Origin of the sequence: Paraburkholderia phytofirmans, from assembly GCF_046028095.1 — a bacterium.
Classification (GTDB): domain Bacteria; phylum Pseudomonadota; class Gammaproteobacteria; order Burkholderiales; family Burkholderiaceae; genus Paraburkholderia; species Paraburkholderia phytofirmans_A.
Window position 1 is genome coordinate 66,029 of record NZ_JAQQDJ010000009.1, and the last position, 15,975, is coordinate 82,003.

Below are 15,975 nucleotides of genomic sequence, written 5' to 3' on the forward strand. Positions count from 1 at the left end.
AGGGAATCACCACAATCTTTTCCGCTGGAGTCCGATCCGCGCCGAAGCAGCGCTGATTGCGACACCGGCGGCAGATTCACTAACCCAACATCGAGTTCTGGAGAACACCTGGATGACATCCATTTCCACCACCGCACAGAATCGCGACGTTTCAACTGCATCCCAGACGGATTCGAGCGGCGATCTGCCGTATACCGACATACCTCACACGATGACGCGCCGAACCATTGCGCGACGGCTTACGGATGCGAAACAGACCGTTCCTCATTTCTATCTGAAGGCTGCATGCCGGGTCGACGCGCTACTGAGCGCACGAGCGAAACTCAATTCGGATGCCGAAACCAAAGTGAGCGTCAATGACATCGTCGTCAAAGCCGTCGCGAATGCGTTGCTCAATGTGCCCGAAGGCAACGTAAGCTGGGGTGAGGACGCTCTACGCCGCTATACGGAGGTCGATGTCGCGGTAGCAGTCGCGACACCTCGGGGCTTGATCACACCGATCGTGCGCAACGTCGAGCGCAAGACGGTGCAGGATGTCGCTCGGGAAGTGCGCGATCTCGCCGAACGCGCGCGTCAGGGCCGCCTGAAAAAAGAGGAATACCAAGGGGGCAACGTGTCGGTTTCCAACCTCGGCATGTATGGCGTGGATGAGTTCAGTGCGATCGTCAATCCGCCGCAATCCATTATCTTTGCAGCCGGATCCGCAGTTCAGCAACCCGTGGTGGAAGACGGCAAACTCGCCGTCGGGACGTTAATGACCATTACCGCGTCCGTCGATCATCGGGCTATCGACGGCGCCATTGCGGCGCAAGTACTGGGCAGTCTGAAGCGGTTCCTTGAGAACCCGGCGTGGCTCTCCAACTAACCACAACGGTGGCGCCTGTCACTACGCCGCAAAAAGCCGTCGAGCTGTGGATTCATGATCGACGGCTGAAAGATCTTTCTAACGGACCGACTTTGATGGTGCTCATGCGCTCCGGTCGGGCGTCCGAAGAAGCGTGACCCACGTGACGGCGAGACATGCGAATACGTAATACGCGGCTGCGAAGGAATCGCCCGTTTTCAGGATCAACGTTGTGGCGACCAACTGCGCGGTACCTCCAAACAGCGTGACCGCGACCGCGTATGCGATCGAAAATCCACTGGCCCGAATCGACGCCGGAAACATCTCCATGATGAGGAGCGTGCTCGCTGTACCGCCCACTCCCGTCAGAGCAGCTATCGCTGCACAGACCGACACGACAAGGAACGTGTTGGACGTATGGACGAGAACCCAGAAAGAAGGGAAACAAACCAGCAGGTTAAGGCTCGTACAAATGAGCGCAAGCCACCGTGGTCTTTGGAGTCGGTCCGACAGACGCCCCCCGAGCACCGCTCCGACCCCAATCGCGAGCGACGACGTGATGGCCGCTGCGAATCCTGTCGCCGGCGGGTAATTCATCACGCGGCCCAGATAACTAGGCATGAAATAGACGACTACATACATCGTCACTGTCTGACTAAGCATGATCGCCACCGCCGTGAGAAGCTTCGCGCGATAGTGGCTCAGCAACATCCAGAGCGGATGATTTGCTTTGTGCCGGCTTTCGGGAACATGACTTTCCGGCAGACGCCGGCGAATATAGACCCCGACCGGAGCGATCAACAGGCCCAACACGAACGGTATCCGCCATCCCCAAGCCGACAGAGATTTCGGATCCATCGTGTGAATGAGCAGCAGCCCGCACAGCGCGCCAGCGATTGCCGCGAGACCTTGACTGAGCCCTTGCGAACTTATCATCGTGCCGCGTTGTTTCTCCGAAGCAATTTCCATCACATACGCCGTAGACGCGCCAATTTCACCGCCAGCGGCAAAGCCTTGCGTGAGCCGGCCGGCAAGAACGATCAACGGCGCTGCAACGCCTAGCGTCGCATACGTGGGACACAGCGCTATCGCCGCGGTGCCAACGGCCATCAACCAGATGCTCAGCGTCATCGCAGAGCGACGCCCCGCCCGATCTGCATACCCCCCGATCATCGCTGCACCGACGGGCCGAGCCAGAAATCCGGCGCCAAACGTGCCAACCGCAAATAGGAGCGACATCAGCGGGTTAGCATTCGGAAAGAACGAGGTGCCGATATAGGTCGCAAAAAAACTGAAAACTGTAAAGTCAAAGACTTCGAGCCCGTTTCCGAGCGCGCTTGCGATGATCAGCGTCGCAATCCCGGGAGTGGGACGCTCGACAGCGTCGTCCAGGCTTGCGGCAACAGCAGTATCTGAGAGACTTGTTTGCACGATTCGGGCGCCTCATGAAATGATGTATTGGTCCAAATCGTCACCAGCCAAAAACCGTTAGGCAAAGTACGTTTTCTTGGGGCTATGCGCTTTTGTTATGTGACGGCCCGCCGAAGAGGAAGCTGTCGGCCGGATCGAACCGACCGGGCGAACCTGTCAACCGGTTTCGAATCCATACGCTGAAATCCCGGGCAGGCCTCGACATCAGATCACGGTCGGCACACGCGAGCCGCACTGTCATGCGCGGCATGCGCTCCCGGACCGAGATGCGGCGCATGATTTGCTGCTCGAAAAGCGGTTGCAAAAACGGCAGCGCCATTTCGCTCCAGATGCCAACGGCACCGGTGCGCCGCGCCAGCCCCAGATAAAGTAACGGCGATGAACTGTAAATGATCCGTTCGGGTACCGGCAGGTTCGCTGAATCGAACAGCGCATTAATGAAGCTATTGCTGTCCAGTTCCAGGTCCAGAGTTAGCCATGGCAACTCGCGCAACTGACCGACCGAAAGGTGCGACGGCCCGTCATAAAGCTTACTAACGGTGAGGACCATCTCTGCTTCGTAGAGAAATTCTGCCTCGTACGGCAACGTTTCGGTTTCCCGAAAGTGCGTCACTATGCCGACATCGATCGAGCCGTTGCGAAGGCCCTCTTCGATTTGTTGCGTCCGCATCTCCATCACCTTGAGCTGCACGTTGGGTCGAGCGTTTGCAAATTCCGCAATCGTCTCGATCACTGCAGCGTCGGCTGTTGGCGCGGCCAACCCGATTGCCAGGCGCCCGTTGATCAGTCCGCGTATTTCGTCGGCCTCTTCCTGGATGCGAGCCACTTCGCGGTCGATTGCACGCACCCTTTTCAATATCCGGTCTGCGTAGTCGGTGAGCGTCGCGCCACGCGCAGTCCGAACGAGCAAAGGAATGCCAAGCTCGCTCTCGAACTCCCGGATCGATCTGCTGACCGCAGGCTGGGTCAGGCAAAGCCGGGTGGCGGCTTCCTGGATGCTGCCTGACAGCGCTACCGCCTGTAATGCCTGGAATTGCTTAAGTTTCATGTCGCGCGGAAGTCGTCCCGCAGGCACGGCACATGTGCAGCGATCTGCGGGATTACCTCGATGCCAAAAGCTCCAGAATAGCGTGACCAAATTTCCGGCGACAATTGATAGAGAGCCTGATTGCTCCTTCAGTCAAATTGTTTCATATTGATCAGCGGCGAACCGGTTGAACTCCGTCGGGAACCGGGCTGCTGTACTCATCCCCGTCCCGCCGAGCCACCAGTTCTGCGCGGGCCGCCTCGATGTGGGATGGATCGCGGAACAGATCGATCGCCGTCGCCGCGATGGTTTTCGCTGCGAGCAGCATCCCCTTGTGTGCTATCGAACTCTTGCCTTGTGACACCCACTGCCACGAATGAGGCGAACTGCCGAATGCGAAGCAGGCGGTCGCGCATTGAGCCGTTGGGGTGACCCAGCTCACGTCGCCGACATCCGTCGAACCATGCATCGTGATAGCCGATGCCGGATCGTACCGGTCCACGGCGTCGAACAGTGGTTTTGGATCGCGCCAGGCGGCCGTCAACATCCGGCCTGCCAACTCCCGCTCTTCCCTGTGCGTCGTCTGATGAATCGCATCGGCAAACGAATGCTCCGACAACTCATAATCTGGCGCGCCCAGACGCTGCAAATGCTTATACATCAGTTCGTTGAGGGGCGTGTTGAGCAGGATGTTCGAACAGGCGGAATCGAACCGGGTATCCACTGTGCAGCCGGTCATCATCGCCGCGCCCTTCGCAATTGCCTCAACCCGTTCGTATATTTCATCGACAACGCGGTTTCGAGGCGCGCGGATCGTATACAGAACTTCGGTGTTTGCTTGCACCACGTTCGGAGCAGTACCGCCAGCGTTGATGATCGCATAGTGAAGCCGCGCCTCCGGCACGATGTGCTCACGCAAAAAGTTGACGCCGACATTCATGAGTTCCAGCGCATCCAGCGCACTGCGACCCAGATGCGGCGACACGCCTGCGTGAGCGGCGACCCCTTTGAACCGGAAGTAAACCTGTTTTACGGCAAGCAGGTTGAGATTTATGACCTGATTGGCGATGCCCGGGTGCCACGTTAAAGCTGCGTCCACATCGTTGAAAAGACCATCTCGGACCATGAAGGTCTTGCCGTAGCCACCTTCTTCGGCCGGACAACCATAAAACCGTACGCGGCCCGGCATGCCACTGGTCTCCAAAAACGACTTCACAGCAACCGCAGCCAGGTGAGCGCTCGTACCCAACAAATGATGCCCACAGCCATGCCCGTTTCCGTTCGCAATTTCAGTTGATGTGCGACACACGAGCGCTCCGCTCTCCTGGCTGAGACCCGAGAGAGCATCAAACTCGCCGAGGATGCCAACTACCGGTCCTCCACTGCCGGCTTCCGCGACAAATGCAGTCGGCATTCCCGCGATACCACGCTTGATCTCAAAGCCAGCCTTTTCAAGATATTCGACGTGCGCCGCGGATGAATCGAATTCAGAGAATCCCAGCTCAGCATATCCCCAGATCCGGTCGGATAACTTGATGTAGTTATCGGCATTCGAATCGACGAACTTATCTGGATAGGCCACTTGCATTTTCCACTCCTCTTCAAAATTGATATCGGTTTCCGTTACTTCGCTCAGAAGTTCGTATACATCCCCACCGTGAAGCTCGTGACTGAAGCGCCATAGCCAACAAGCGTCGAGGCCGATGTGGAATCGTAGTTGTACGTTAGGTTTGAGCGTGGGCCGTTCTTTATCAGACCCGCTCGGGCGTAGAGCGCGGTGCGCTTGGAGAGAAAATGGTCGATCCCCAGCGTCGTACCGTACGCATAGTTCTGTTCGATCGTCGTATCGCGGTATGCAAGTGACGCGCGCAGCAGGTTGCCGCGCCACATCTTCTGTGCGCCCAGCAGATATAGATTGGCGATGCCATCGCCCGGATGGTTCGGGGCGGTCCGAAGATATGCGGCCTGTAACACCACCGGGCCGAAGTCGTGTAGCGCACTCGCAAGGAACGTGTCCGTGCGGATCGTAGCGGCGACAGCCGGCGTCCCTGTACAGCTTGCGACCACCGTGGGATCGCACCATGCTTGCGCGAACGCGAGACCGATCACCGAAGCATAGCCGGCGTAGCTGATAGCAGCGGTACGCGCGTTGACGGCCGGCCCAGGCGACTGGTCAGCCTTGAACGTGTAACTGACGTCGGCGGCGAGGCCGCGGATGCGAGGGGTCTGGTAACGAAGGGTATTGTGCAGCCTGCCCAGTCCATCCGCAGTGGCGCCCACCCCGAGATCCGCACCGCCCGCCATATATGTGAAGACCGCGTCATGAGCGTTGGCATAGAACGGATCGGCGCCCAGGCCGACCGAACCGAGCGACGTGTACTGCCGTCCCATCGACAGCTGCCCATAAACGGGATTCGTCACTCCGACGAATGAACCTCTGTTGAACAACGAAGAAGTATCCTGGACAGCGCCATTGTTCGCGTAGAAGCCGGACTCGAGTCTGAAGAACGCCGTCCACTGGGCGCCCAGATCCTCCTGCCCGTAGATACCGAACTTCGACGTCCAGACATTCCCGCTTTGCAGCCGCACGACCGACTTACCGCCAGCGTTGGTATAGTTCACCGCCATGTCGACGCTGCCGTATAGCGACACGAAGTTGTTGCCCGGCTGTATCCCGGTAGACGCGGGGCCGCCACCAATCGCAATGGGCTCGAACACCGCCAGATATTGGCTTCTGGTTGCGTTCTCGTTGAACGGAATGCTTAGGTCTTGCGCGCTGGCGGCGGCCGGCAGGCAACAATGAACCAGCATGACCAAGCCGATATGCCTTGGTTTCATAAAATTCTGGGTACCTGCGGTTGAGCGGTTTGAGATCGGTGTACTTGGGCGGAATCAGGCGCCCAAGTCCTCAGGCTTCACAACACTGTTTCCACGTGTCGATGCACAGCGTCACCGCTCAAAAACTCGTCCGCAAGAAACAAATACTTTGAGCCATGCGCATTTCTTATGGCGGCTGTGCTTTTTGCTCTTCGTTGAACGACGCGCGCACATTGGCAACGCGCAAGCCGAAAGCATGCGCTGGTGGATCAGGATAGGAATCACGGGTCCGCGACAGTGTCACGGCCTCACGCTCGCCGCGCGTTTGTCAGGAGAGCGGCTCGTCGTCGTCGAGTGCGGCTGCGCGTGTGCGTTGCAGCTATTGTGGCGATCCGTTCCGAATGGAACGGTCGAGAGGAGATAGAGCGTAAGCCACAACCCGCACGGCATTTTGCTCAGGGCTCTGTGGTGGCGATTTTCGCAAGCTTAGGAGAAAGTAACCCGTCAAACACGCGTGAATGTGAACCGCTGCCGAGTCGGGACAGTCGTCGACGTGAATTTCACCTGCGATGGTTGCGCGCTCGAGCGCATACCGGATTCGCAATCTTGCGAGCTCACCTGCGTCGCGTACGGTGTCACCGAAAAGGAGGCATTCGGGCTCGGTTATCGAGGCCGAGTGTGCAATGCTGTACAAGCGTCGCTTGCGCCCGTCCAACAGCACATCGCGCATGCATGCGAAGAGACCTTGACGCAGCGCGTCGAGGCAGCACGGGACTGGACCCAGTTCCGGAATCGTGAATGGGTCGAGAGATATTGCGCTTCTATCGAAGATGGCGCTTAACAGCCGGTGCTTGTTGTCGAAATGTCCGTAGATGGCACCTCTCGTCATGCCCGACGCCGAGGCAATCCCATCGAGCGTCGTCCTCGCGATGCTCGCTCGAAAGAACTCGATCTCCGCGCAATCGAGAATCAGGTTACGTGTCGCGAGGGAGCGCTGCTGACGTTGCAATTTCGCCTCCATTTCCGCGCTAGATTTCTTCGCGTCCTTCACTTCAAAGAAGTGAGCATGACTGCGTGCGCGCCCCCTCGAACGCTATCCGACAGTCAGGTCTGACTCTCCGGGATGTGCACGACGATTCCGTCGAGTTGTTCCGTCAACGGGATCTGGCAGGTGAGCCGGCTGGTGGAGCGAACATCGATAGCGCACTCGATCATCACCGACTCGTCATCGCTCGGGCCCGCAATTCGACTGGCCCATTCGTCATCGACATAGGCGTGACAGGTCGCACACGTCAGACAACCGCCGCACTCCGCCTCGATACCGGTCACGCCATTGTCCAATGCCGCCTTCATCAGCGAAGTACCGACGGCAGCTTCCACGTCTCGTCGCGAACCATCGCGCAAAACAAAGGTAATACGTGGCATAGGTAAACTTCCTCCTCTAGTAAATCCGTGCTAGTTCAGGTCGATTGTAGCTAAATATCCAACATAGATTACTAGGTTATATACCTATACGAAAGTCCACTTTTGCGGTGACGCCACCGCTGCACGACCTGTCGCCGGCGGGAAGCCACCACGCGCTCTTGGTCGTGGCGGCCTGATGCACGGCTCGATGCGCGCGCGAATTGTGCCTAGAGCTTGTTAGGCACTTTGAAGTACTGGCACTGCGTGAACGAGCATGAGCATTGCGAAGACCACGAAATGAAGTCCTGCAAGGGTTTCGGGCAGCCGTTCATAATCACGTGCGAGACGGCGGAAACGGTTGAGCCAGCCAAAGCTGCGCTCGACCACCCACCGCCGGGGCAGCAGCACGAAGCCCTTTTTCGCTTCCTCCAGTTTGATTACCTGCAGTTCAATACCTTCATCAAGCGCGGCCTGCGCTGGCTCTTTGCCCGTGTATCCCTGATCGGCAAATGCCACTTTGACCGTGTGCCCAGTTACCTGCTGGATCTGACGCGCAAGCTCCGCTACCTGGGCGCGCTCCTGTTCGTTGGCCGGCGTCACATGTACCGCCAGCAACTGTCCCAAAGTGTCTACCGCAATGTGCACCTTGCTGCCACGCTTGCGCTTATAACCGTCATAGCCCGCACGCGGGCCGCTCTCGCAAGTCGACTGTATCGTGCGACCATCCAGGATGACGGCGCTGGGCTGTCCCTGCCGTCCCTGTGCCACGCGTATTATCGAGCGCAGATCACAGACCATGTTCTCAAAACAGCCTGCCTGTAACCAGCGTTGAGTCTGCTGATAAACCAGTTCCCAAGGTGGGAAATCATTGGGCAGCATCCTCCACGGCGCGCCGGCCCGAGCCATCCAGCGCAATGCATCAAACATGTCACGCAGTTCGTATTTGCGCTGCGGCGCGGTGACGTCCATCAGCGTCAGATAGGGTGCTGCGAAGCTCCATTCTTCGTCGGACACATCGGTCGGATACCCTTTGCGATCTGCTCTTTTCATCCCGCCAGGATACCAGGTCTCCTGCAAAGTGCCTAACACGCTCTAAGTGCCGCGATTTTCTAGCTAGCCACGACTAGCACATCGACAGCACACAAGCCATCACCGCCAATCATCAACAGATTGATACCGACCGCCTCCAGCGCCTCTCCCGCAGAGACCGCGAACGCTTTCAGGTGATATTTCACTACTCAGGTACATCGAGAAGGTCGGCGGGACTGGTAGTGACGGACGACCGGTCGCGCGCGCAGCAGCCATATAGGTATAGACACTATAAGTTTCGCCGATCGCTTTCGCGAAAAACAACAAGCGCCCCTTTTCAACCTCAACCGACTCATAGGAAGTTACGCTGTCGAGCATGTCGCTGTCAGACGCAGCTCCACTCCGTTTTATGTCTCGCTAGAGCTCCATCGCCGCCTTCGATCCGATCCCTGTGCCACGCCGCGCGAAGACGAACGGATTGCCGTGTCAGAACATTACGTAACATTCACTCGAGTGCAGAAGCCTGTGGGATGTCCTTCCAAAACTCTCCATCGTGACCATAAAAAACCCGTGTCCCACGCCGCTTCATATTCGCCAGCAACTCGAGCACGCGAAGGCTTTGTTCCTTGTCATGGACGTGTGCAGGTAAGCGCAATTCGTCGAGCGAGCGCTTCAGATAGCAGCAATCGCCAGCCAGCACGACATCCCCTTTCGGAAGCTTCACACGTACACATTGATGGCCGGCAGTGTGGCCGTAGGTTGGAAAAATGACGACCGAGCCATCGCCGTACAAATCATATTCGCCATCGATCTCCAGCGTATCGTGGCCGGTATCGAAATCAACAGAGTCGTAGTTCGGGGTACCGGCAAGAGAGCGCGCGGATTCAATTTCTCGCCGCTGTATGATCACCTTGGCGTTGGGAATGGATGCGTTGCCGCCACAGTGGTCCGCATGCAGGTGGGAATTGATGATCCAGCGCACCTCCTTGGGATCGATCAGCATCGCGCGCAGACGGGCGCCGATATCGTCGCTGTCGCCGAACTCGAATCCCGTTTCGGTTTGTGCCAGGCGTTTGCCGACCGTGAGCCGATACCGCGCGCCAAGGCCGGTATCGAACAGCGCAAGGCCCTTCGGATGTTCGATCAGGTAGGCCGGAATCGGCGAGCGCAGCACCTCGCTCTCGCCTCCCTCGATAAAAAACCGCACCGGCGCCTGGAACCAGCCGCAGGTGATTGCGTAAAGCTTCAACGGGAACATGGGTCGATCCGAAAGATGAGCAGGTCGGGCGAGATGCGCGCAAGAACCAGCTGGCCGCTTAGCGCACCACGCGCATCGGCACCTTGCGCAGCGCATTGATGAACACGCCGGGCGACGGAGTCGGACGGCCACTGCACTCGAGACGAAGTTTTCGTTTGTTCATTTCGTCCAACAGAATTTCAACCTCTAGGCGAGCGAGGTGGTTGCCGAGGCAGAAATGCGTTCCGCGACCAAAGGCCAGATGGTCACGGCGCTCCCGATCGGTCCGGAACATATGTGGATCGGCAAATGTCTCGGGATCCCGATTGCCCGCCGCGTACCACATCAGTACGAAATCGCCGGCTTTGATCTGTTTTCCTCGCAGATCGAGGTCGCGCGTGGCGGTGCGGCCCATATGCATCACCGGACACGTGTAGCGCAGGAATTCTTCGACCGCGGGGCCGAGTCCGGCGCGGTCGGTCGATTCGATCTGAGCTCTAACCCGTTCGTCATCCGACATCAACACGAGACTTTGCGCGATCAGCGTATGGGTCGTCTCATAGCCCGCCACAATCAACGAGCTGACCATTTCGCAATACTCGCGATCCGTGATGCCCTCACCGGCTCGCGACGCTTTGGTCAGCTCGGTCGCCATATCTGTGTCGGGTTCCTTACGCTTGCGTTCGCGCAACTCTAGTGCATAGGCTTCGCACTCCTTCACTGCGGCAATCGAACGCTCCACGCCGATCGCCGGGTCCATCCGCCCGAAAATATCGTTGGCCCATTTGACGATGAGCCAGCGGTCAGCTGGCGGAACACCCATTACGGTGGCGATCACCTGACCGGGCAGTTCCGATGCAATGGCGGGAATCGCGTCGAACTTGTCCTGAGCGCTTACATCGTCGACGATCTTCACGCACAGTTCGCGGATCCACCCTTCAAAGCGGGCGACCACCGCGGGAGAGAATGCCTTGGCCGCGAAGCCCCTCAATCGCGTATGCTGCGGGGGATCGCAGTACATGATGTTGTCGCGCTTGTACTTCGCGTGCTCGCGCAGATTCGGATAATGCATGCCCTCCGCACTGCTAAAGTCTTTCGGGTTGACGCTCACTTCGCGGATGTCGTCGTAGCGCGTGAGCGACCAGACGGTTCCACCCAACGAATTCGCTTCCTCGTGTACGGGGTCTTCTCTGCGCAACTTATCGAACAAACCGTGCGGCGGCCCGTCGGCGAAGGTTTTGTGATCGATCAAGCTGGGGACCGCGCGGGTCAAAGTCATGTCTCTCTCCAGGAATTCAAATTGTGTACGACGCACTCCAGCCGAGCGCGCGATGTGCCATCACTTCGACATACGCGACCATCGTAGACAACTTCGATAACTATGACAACAGAGAAAATTCGGCGATGACTCAGCTATCGCGTAAGGCGCCTTCCTTTGTCGAAGGCCCAACCCGCCCAAAGACGCCAGCCGCCTGGAGTTCATGCAATATTTTTGTCAATTCCGCATAAACCGTTTGCGCCGCAGGTGGAAGACTGCGCCGCCGGGAGGTCGCTATACATAGACGCCTGTTGATTTCCGGATCAGCGATCGGAATACCGCGCACCAAATGCTGGTATCCGTGCATCGCCGTTCGAGGTCCAATCACGAACAGCTCGCCCGACTCGATGAGCGACGGAGGCACTTGTCCCAACTCAGTCTCGAGGACCAGATTGACAGAAATTCCTTTCACGGCCGCCAGCTCTTCGAGCTTGCGCCCTACCCAACTTCGGGCTGCGGCGCCCAGCAATGGAAACTTCACCGCTTCCTCGAAAGCGATTGATGATTGAGCCAACGCCGGCACGTCTTTGCCTCCAAAGAAATAAAGCGGCTCGTCGAACAGATGAACCGCATTGATGCCTTCTTCATTGAAGCCGGTTGGCAACAACGCGCAATCGACGTCACCTGCCAGCAAACCTTCGACGATCTCGTGCACCGGTGCACTGACGACCCTCAGCCTCAGCTTGGGATGGCTAGCCTTGAGTCGCGAGTACAACTGAGGCACGACCACCCGGACGGACGAATGCGTCAGGGCCACGGTTGTCGGCGGTCCGGAGTAATCTCGCGCGAACTGACGCAATTCCTGTTCGGCGGACGCGATCTGGCCGAGGATAAGATTCGCGTGATTTAACAGACTTCGCCCTTCATCCGTCAGTTCGACGCCGCGCGCGCTGCGTACAAACAGCCTGACGCCGAGATAATCCTCAAGATTGCTGAGCGCGATGCTGAGCGCCGGCTGCGCGATATGAAGAACTTTCGCCGCACTCGAGATGCTGCCCACCTCGGCAACGCGTACGAAATATTTCAGGCTTCTCGGGTCGAGCGACATGGACACACCTACTGCGTTGGTTACGGAGGCCGCCCGTCGGCGTTGGTGTGGAGACTACACGGGCGGAACGCGTACGTACCGGGCGCCTGCATTGGCACGCCTGCGTCTGGATCGCTCAATTTGTTCTGTTATATAGGGATATATATCAAACGTATTTGACTAAGTGTACTTAGATATCTATATTTTTGACACTGTCATTTGCCATCTTGCTCGATGTTGAAAACCCCTATGGACACCACTCTGGCCAAAATTTCCGACCTTCGCGCCAACTGGCTGCGGGCACACGCCGATCGGGCTGAACAGCTATTCATCAACAATGAGTGGCGACACTCGGTGAGTGGCGCCACGTTTCGCTGCATGGACCCATTCTCTCTCGCGCACTGGGGACATATTGCAATGGCCGGTCCCGTCGACGTCGACGCCGCAGTAAGCGCTGCACGCGCGGCTTTCGACGGAGGCGCATGGCCCAGGACCGCTCCCGCGCGGCGCGCTGCGTTGCTCGCGCGTCTGGGCGAGTTAGTGGAATCCAGCATTGACGAGATAGCCCGCACGCTCGTGTTCGAAAACGGCAAGACATTCGAGGAAATGCGGCGCATGACGCAATCGTTCGCATCCGACTGCCGCTTCTTTGGCGCGATGGCCGAGACCGTCCATGGTTATACGGTGAGCAGCAATCTGCCTGGGTATGCGTCGTACACGGTGCGGGAACCGATCGGCGTCGTTGCCGCAATTACCCCCTGGAATACGCCGCTCGGGCTGCTTGGATGGAAACTGTTGCCGGCGCTCGCGGCTGGCAACACCGTCGTCATCAAGCCGTCGGAGGTCACACCGGTCTCGACCTTGATGTTGGGGGACCTTGTACTGGAAGCAGGGTTTCCCCCCGGAGTGGTCAACATTCTGACCGGAGATGGAACGACGGGGGCGGCCTTGGTTGCCCACCCGGGCGTCGACAAAATTGCGTTCACGGGTTCGACACGAACGGGTACGGCGATCGCGAAACTCGCGGCGGAACGCCACGCGCGAGTTTCTCTGGAACTGGGCGGCAAGTCGCCCAATATCGTGTTCGAGGACGCCGCACTTGAGAAGGCCGTCGCCGGCGTCATTGGGGGCATCTTCGGCGCGAGTGGCCAGAGCTGCAATGCCGGCTCACGTGTGCTCGTACAACGCGCCATATATGACGAGTTCACTGCAGCGCTCGTCGAGCGCACCCGGCAACTGCGCACCGGCGACCCGCTCGACCCGCAGACGCAGTTCGGTCCGCTCGCGTTCCGCGGCCAGTATCAAAAGGTGTGCGAGTACCTGAGCATCGCCGAAGCGGAAGGAGCCAGATTACTGCTAGGCGGCAAGGCCACCGACTCCGCCGGCCTATTCGTCGAGCCGACGATCCTGGGCGACGTCGACAACAGCTGGCGCATCGCGCGCGAAGAAATCTTCGGCCCGGTGGCGAGCCTGATCCCGTTTGACGACGAGGCCGAGGCGGTACGGATCGCCAATGACACTGTGTTCGGGCTGGCCGCGGGTCTGTGGACGGAGAATCTGCGGCGCGCGCATCGCCTCATTCCGCAGTTGCGAGCCGGGGTCGTCTGGGTCAACACCTATCGGATGGGCGGCCACGCAATCCCGTTCGGCGGCTACAAGCAGAGCGGCGTCGGACGTGAGATGGGCATCGACGCATTAAATGCGTACACCGAAGTCAAGAGCGTCTGGATCAACCACGGCGAATAGAGGTTTCATCAATCTTCCGTCTGCCGTGAACGGCTCGCGCATGCGGACCACCTGGAACAGTGCCCAATGCGCATGTCCCAAACGCTGTACGAAAAAATCTGGCGATCGCATGTGATCGAGCAACGGGGCGACGGGAGTTGCCTGCTGCTAATCGACCGTCACATCCTAAATGAAGGCACGAGCCCGCAGGCCTTCGCTGGCCTTCGTTCGAGCGGGCGGCAAGTGCGTAATCCTTTGAGTCACCTAGCAGTGGCCGATCACGTGATCTCGACCGCGCATCGCTCGGCGCCGCTTGAGGGCCGCGTCAAACTGATGGTCGAAGGTCTGGCGAATCGCTGCGCCGAATTCGGGATCCCTTACATCGAACATCTCGCGCGCGAACAGGGGATCTGCCATGTGGTCGTCCCCGAGCAAGGCTTTATCTTGCCGGGCCTGATCGCCGTGTGTGGCGACAGTCACACTTCGACGCTCGGCGCCTTCGGCGCGCTCGGTTTCGGAATTGGAACCTCCGAAGTCGAGCACGTGATGGCCACCGGCACTCTCGTCCAGCAGCCGTCGAAAACCATGCGCATCAGTATCAACGGTGCGCTCGGACATGGCGTCACGGCCAAAGACTGCATTCTTGCGGTGATCGGACAGATCGGCGCCGACGGTGCGACCGGCCACGTAATCGAATATACGGGCGCAGTTTGCCGCGAGTTCGATATGGAGCAACGGATGACCGTTAGCAACATGTCGATCGAAGCAGGCGCGCGCGCGGGCATGTTTGCCCCCGATGAAATCACCTTCGAGTACATCAAGGACCGCCCCCTCGCACCTGCCGCGCCGGCATGGGAGGTTGCTGTCGCGGCGTGGCAAGGGCTTGTGTCGGACCCGCTGGCTCGATTCGATCTTGATATCGAGATCGATGGTAATGCGATCGAACCGCAGGTGACCTGGGGCACCAGTCCCCAGGACGTCGTGGCGGTTACCGGCCGGATACCCGATCCCGTCGAGGCGGCGAGTACGGAGCGCGCGGCAGCTATGCAGCGTGCGCTGGAGTATCAGTCTCTTCGTCCCGGACAGCGTATGAGCGAAGTTCGCGTCGATCGCGTCTTTATCGGCTCATGTACCAACGCGCGACTTTCCGATCTTCGCGCTGCCGCACGCGTATTCCGAGGTCAGCGTCTTGCGAAAGGCGTCACCGGCCTGGTCGTGCCGGGCTCCGGGCTCGTCAAAACAGCGGCGGAAGCGGAGGGATTACACGAAGTGTTCCTCGATGCTGGGCTCGAATGGCGCGACGCGGGCTGCTCGATGTGCGGCGGTGGCGCCGACGCCGGCAGCGGACCCGTCCGCGTGGCGTCGACCTCCAACCGCAACTTCGAGAACCGGCAAGGACGAAGCGTGCGCACGCATCTGGTCAGTCCGGCGACTGCCGCGGCAAGCGCGATCGCCGGCCACGTCGCGGACGTGCGCGACTTCCTCTGAGTGAAATATGGAACCCTTTACCATTCTCGATTCCGTGGCCGCCCCCATGTGGCGCGCCAACATCGACACCGATACCATCTGGCCGGCACTTGGCGGCGGCTCCACCCTCAAGGGGCAGCAGGCACAGAAAGCATTCGCGACATTGCGTTTTGACGCGCAAGGTCAGGAGCGTGCTGATTTCGTGTTGAATCGGCATCCATACCGGCACGCGAAAATCCTGATTGCTGGAAGTAACTTCGGCTGCGGATCGTCGCGCGAAATGGCCGTGTGGGCGTTGGTCGATTGGGGTTTGCGCTGTGTGATCGCGCCGGGCTTTGGCGACATCTTTTACGGCAATGCCTGTGTCAATGGACTACTGCCGGTAACCCTGCCCTTCGATGTCGTCGAAAACCTCGCGGCTCTCGCCGATCGCGCTCCGGACGACCGGATCGTCGTGGATCTCGTCCAACAAGAGGTACGCGCTCCGGATGGCCAAAGCCACCACTTCCAGATTGGCGCTCACCACCGACACATGCTGTTGCACGGTCTCGACGACATCGCGTTCACGCTCGGCCGCCTCGACAGAATCGAAGCCTTCGAAAAGCGATACCACCAGCTGGCACCGTGGACACGGATAGACAGGAGATAA

General features: G+C 58.9%; 15 protein-coding genes. 4 read left to right on the plus strand and 11 right to left on the minus strand.

What is annotated here, in order from left to right; all coding sequences use genetic code 11:
* Positions 1-112: 112 nt before the first annotated feature.
* A complete protein-coding gene (locus tag PQR54_RS24105; protein ID WP_408250058.1) occupies positions 113-865 on the plus strand; it encodes a 2-oxo acid dehydrogenase subunit E2 in 753 nt (250 codons plus the stop codon).
* A 102-nt stretch (positions 866-967) separates the two neighbouring features.
* On the opposite strand, the gene PQR54_RS24110 is transcribed toward PQR54_RS24105, so the two are convergent.
* From PQR54_RS24110 to PQR54_RS24160, 11 genes are all read right to left on the minus strand, one after another.
* Positions 968-2,275, minus strand: a complete 1,308-nt coding sequence (locus PQR54_RS24110) for an MFS transporter (protein ID WP_408250060.1) — start codon at positions 2,273-2,275, stop codon at positions 968-970.
* A gap of 82 nt (positions 2,276-2,357) precedes the next feature.
* Complete coding sequence (locus PQR54_RS24115; protein ID WP_408250062.1) at positions 2,358-3,323, minus strand: LysR family transcriptional regulator; 966 nt, start codon at positions 3,321-3,323, stop codon at positions 2,358-2,360.
* Between the two features lie 151 nt (positions 3,324-3,474).
* Positions 3,475-4,890 carry a M20 family metallopeptidase gene (locus PQR54_RS24120; RefSeq protein ID WP_408250064.1) on the minus strand — a complete coding sequence of 472 codons (1,416 nt, stop codon included), beginning with the start codon at positions 4,888-4,890 and terminating at the stop codon, positions 3,475-3,477.
* Positions 4,891-4,934: 44 nt separating this feature from the next.
* Complete coding sequence (locus PQR54_RS24125) at positions 4,935-6,140, minus strand: porin (RefSeq protein ID WP_408250066.1); 1,206 nt, start codon at positions 6,138-6,140, stop codon at positions 4,935-4,937.
* Between the two features lie 358 nt (positions 6,141-6,498).
* Complete coding sequence (locus PQR54_RS24130; protein ID WP_408250068.1) at positions 6,499-7,140, minus strand: TetR family transcriptional regulator; 642 nt, start codon at positions 7,138-7,140, stop codon at positions 6,499-6,501.
* A gap of 83 nt (positions 7,141-7,223) precedes the next feature.
* Positions 7,224-7,544, minus strand: coding sequence for a 2Fe-2S iron-sulfur cluster-binding protein (locus PQR54_RS24135; RefSeq protein WP_408250070.1), 321 nt, complete (start codon positions 7,542-7,544; stop codon positions 7,224-7,226).
* Positions 7,545-7,760: 216 nt separating this feature from the next.
* Positions 7,761-8,573, minus strand: a complete 813-nt coding sequence (locus PQR54_RS24140) for an IS5 family transposase (protein ID WP_408250072.1) — start codon at positions 8,571-8,573, stop codon at positions 7,761-7,763.
* A 99-nt stretch (positions 8,574-8,672) separates the two neighbouring features.
* Positions 8,673-8,930 (minus strand): FAS1-like dehydratase domain-containing protein, encoded by a 258-nt coding sequence (locus tag PQR54_RS24145; protein WP_408250074.1) that lies wholly within the window; start codon positions 8,928-8,930, stop codon positions 8,673-8,675.
* A 127-nt stretch (positions 8,931-9,057) separates the two neighbouring features.
* Positions 9,058-9,810: an N-acyl homoserine lactonase family protein gene (locus tag PQR54_RS24150; RefSeq protein ID WP_408250076.1), complete on the minus strand. Its 753-nt coding sequence runs from the start codon at positions 9,808-9,810 to the stop codon at positions 9,058-9,060.
* A 58-nt stretch (positions 9,811-9,868) separates the two neighbouring features.
* On the minus strand, positions 9,869-11,104 hold the full coding sequence (locus tag PQR54_RS24155; RefSeq protein WP_408250078.1) for a cytochrome P450: 1,236 nt from the start codon (positions 11,102-11,104) through the stop codon (positions 9,869-9,871).
* A gap of 94 nt (positions 11,105-11,198) precedes the next feature.
* A complete protein-coding gene (locus PQR54_RS24160; RefSeq protein ID WP_408250080.1) occupies positions 11,199-12,155 on the minus strand; it encodes a LysR family transcriptional regulator in 957 nt (318 codons plus the stop codon).
* Positions 12,156-12,383: 228 nt separating this feature from the next.
* On the opposite strand from PQR54_RS24160, the gene PQR54_RS24165 reads away from it, so the two are divergent.
* The 3 genes from PQR54_RS24165 to leuD all read left to right on the plus strand — a co-directional run bounded on the left by PQR54_RS24165 (position 12,384) and on the right by leuD (position 15,975).
* Positions 12,384-13,880 carry an aldehyde dehydrogenase gene (locus tag PQR54_RS24165; RefSeq protein ID WP_408250082.1) on the plus strand — a complete coding sequence of 499 codons (1,497 nt, stop codon included), beginning with the start codon at positions 12,384-12,386 and terminating at the stop codon, positions 13,878-13,880.
* Between the two features lie 72 nt (positions 13,881-13,952).
* Positions 13,953-15,347 carry a 3-isopropylmalate dehydratase large subunit gene (leuC, locus tag PQR54_RS24170; protein ID WP_408250528.1) on the plus strand — a complete coding sequence of 465 codons (1,395 nt, stop codon included), beginning with the start codon at positions 13,953-13,955 and terminating at the stop codon, positions 15,345-15,347.
* A gap of 7 nt (positions 15,348-15,354) precedes the next feature.
* Positions 15,355-15,975: a 3-isopropylmalate dehydratase small subunit gene (leuD, locus tag PQR54_RS24175; RefSeq protein ID WP_408250084.1), complete on the plus strand. Its 621-nt coding sequence runs from the start codon at positions 15,355-15,357 to the stop codon at positions 15,973-15,975.